Source organism: Bacillus sp. JJ1521 (assembly GCF_036965165.1).
Taxonomy (GTDB): Bacteria; Bacillota; Bacilli; order Bacillales; family Bacillaceae_L; genus Ferdinandcohnia.
In genome coordinates this window covers 1-1,995 of sequence record NZ_JBALOX010000272.1, presented here as the reverse complement: position 1 = coordinate 1,995, position 1,995 = coordinate 1, and the positions used below count along the sequence as shown (strand labels likewise).

Genomic DNA, 1,995 nt, shown 5'->3' with positions numbered 1-1,995 from the left:
TCATTTACTATTCCTCCTAGAGTGTGAACTAGTTGTATTACATAATCTATTATTAATTTATAAAAGTTCGAATCCTGCTGTAAAGTGTCTTAATGAGGTAATTGGAGCCTCATATACAAGTTTCATTCCTTTATATTGATCACGGTTTTTATAAATTTCTCCAAGTGCATTCGCAATTACATCCATATGACTGTTTGTGTAGACTCTGCGCGATAATGCGATTCTCATCGTTTCAATATCTGGCCAAATAGGCTCACCTGTAACTGGATGCTTTGAACCAAACGCACATGCACCAATTTCCACCGCTCTTACGCCAGCTTCTTCATAAAGTGCAACAACTAATCTTTGTGAAGGAAATTCTGATTGAGGTATATGTGGAAAGAATCTTCTACCATCCACATACACACCGTGTCCACCAGTTGGTTCAACAATTGGAACACCATGTTCTAGTAATCTATCACCTAAATATTTTGCTTGGTTAATACGATATTCTAAGTATTGTTCGTCACAACCTTCTTGAAGCCCTACAGCTAACGCTTCCAAATCACGACCGGCTAATCCACCATATGTAATAAATCCTTCATGGACGATGGCAAGTTGTTGAGCCTGCTCAAAAATGTCCTTGTTTTTTGTTACAAAGAGTCCACCAATATTAACCATTCCGTCTTTTTTGGAACTCATCGTAGCAGTCTCACAGTACGAGAACATTTCTCTAGTAATCTCTTTAATTGATTTGTTACGATATCCTTCCTCCCTCTGTTGGATAAAGTAAGCATTTTCTGCTAAGCGAGCACTATCTATAACCACTGGAATATTGTATTCCTTGGCTAATTGACTCACGTCCCTAATATTTTGCATGGATACCGGTTGTCCTCCATTGTTATTACACGTAACAGTTATAATTACAACGGATATTTGCTCGGAACCTTTTTCTTCTATTAAACTTTTCATTTTTTGAAGATCGATATTTCCCTTGAATGGGTGAGCCGGGCTAGCTGTATCTTTTCCATCATCAATTACATAATCAACGGCTAATGCACCCAACACTTCAGCATTGCCTCTAAAGGTATCAAAATGCATATTTCCAATTGCATATTTTCCTTCTTTTGCATAAAGTTTTGCCATAATATAATCCGCTGCTCTTCCTTGGTGTGTAGGTTGGACATAAGGCATTCCAAAGACGTCTTCTACTGATTCTTGTAATTTATAAAAGCTCTTAGAACCTGCATATGATTCGTCACCAAGCATAAGTGCTGACCATTGCTCACTACTCATTGCTGATGTTCCACTATCTGTTAAACAATCAATATATACATTTGCAGCCTTAATTTTGAATACATTGTAACCAGCTTCTTTTAGCCATTGCTGTCTTTCCTGTTTTGTCGTCTTTTTCACTCTCTCTACCATTTTGATTCTAAAAGGTTCTGCAGTCATAAATTTCATCTGGGTTCATCCTCTCTCTGAATGTTAATAAATTTTCATCTTGTAAATATATTAACACGAAGAGAAAACGTTTACAATAGTCAAAAAAATTATAATTGTGACAAAAAAATCTCCTTTCTGTAAATATCCAGAAAAGAGATTTCAAAATTATTTATAGTTTGTTTATATATCGATAAATCGATGTTTCTGATGTTTGTAAAACCTTGGCTAATTCCGCAACCGATCCTTTAAGTAAAAAGGTACCTTTTTCATCTAATGTTCGAATTAAATCCAATTTTTCGTCATGGGACAAACGATCGGGAGGTACATTGTATTTTTTCAATGCATCCTGAATGGTGTTATTCATTAAATCTTCAAATGATAAATTAAAGCTCTCATAAAAGTTTTCCCCTTTAAAAGTAAACTGCTCGGAACCACTGATTAAACGATTTAATGTAGATCGAAGTTCGATTAATTCGTCCACCTTGTAATTTATGGTCAATATCCCGATTAACTCGTCTTCGGAATTTTTAATAAAGTATGAGGCAGATCGTAACTTATTCCTTTCACTAG

General features: G+C 35.4%; 2 protein-coding genes. Both read right to left on the bottom strand.

Annotation, left to right across the window (positions count from 1 at the left end):
• Nucleotides 1–57: 57 nt before the first annotated feature.
• Entirely contained in the window at nucleotides 58–1,443 is a 1,386-nt protein-coding gene (locus V7147_RS24580) for a tryptophanase (protein WP_335370421.1), read from the bottom strand.
• Nucleotides 1,444–1,594: 151 nt separating this feature from the next.
• On the bottom strand, nucleotides 1,595–1,995 hold a 401-nt coding region (locus tag V7147_RS24575; RefSeq protein WP_335370420.1), incomplete at its 5' end, for a helix-turn-helix domain-containing protein.

Coding starts and splice junctions, on each gene's coding strand:
- V7147_RS24580 (WP_335370421.1), bottom strand. CDS start 1,443: ATGAAATTTATGACTGCAGAACCTTTTAGAATCAAAATGGTAGAGAGA.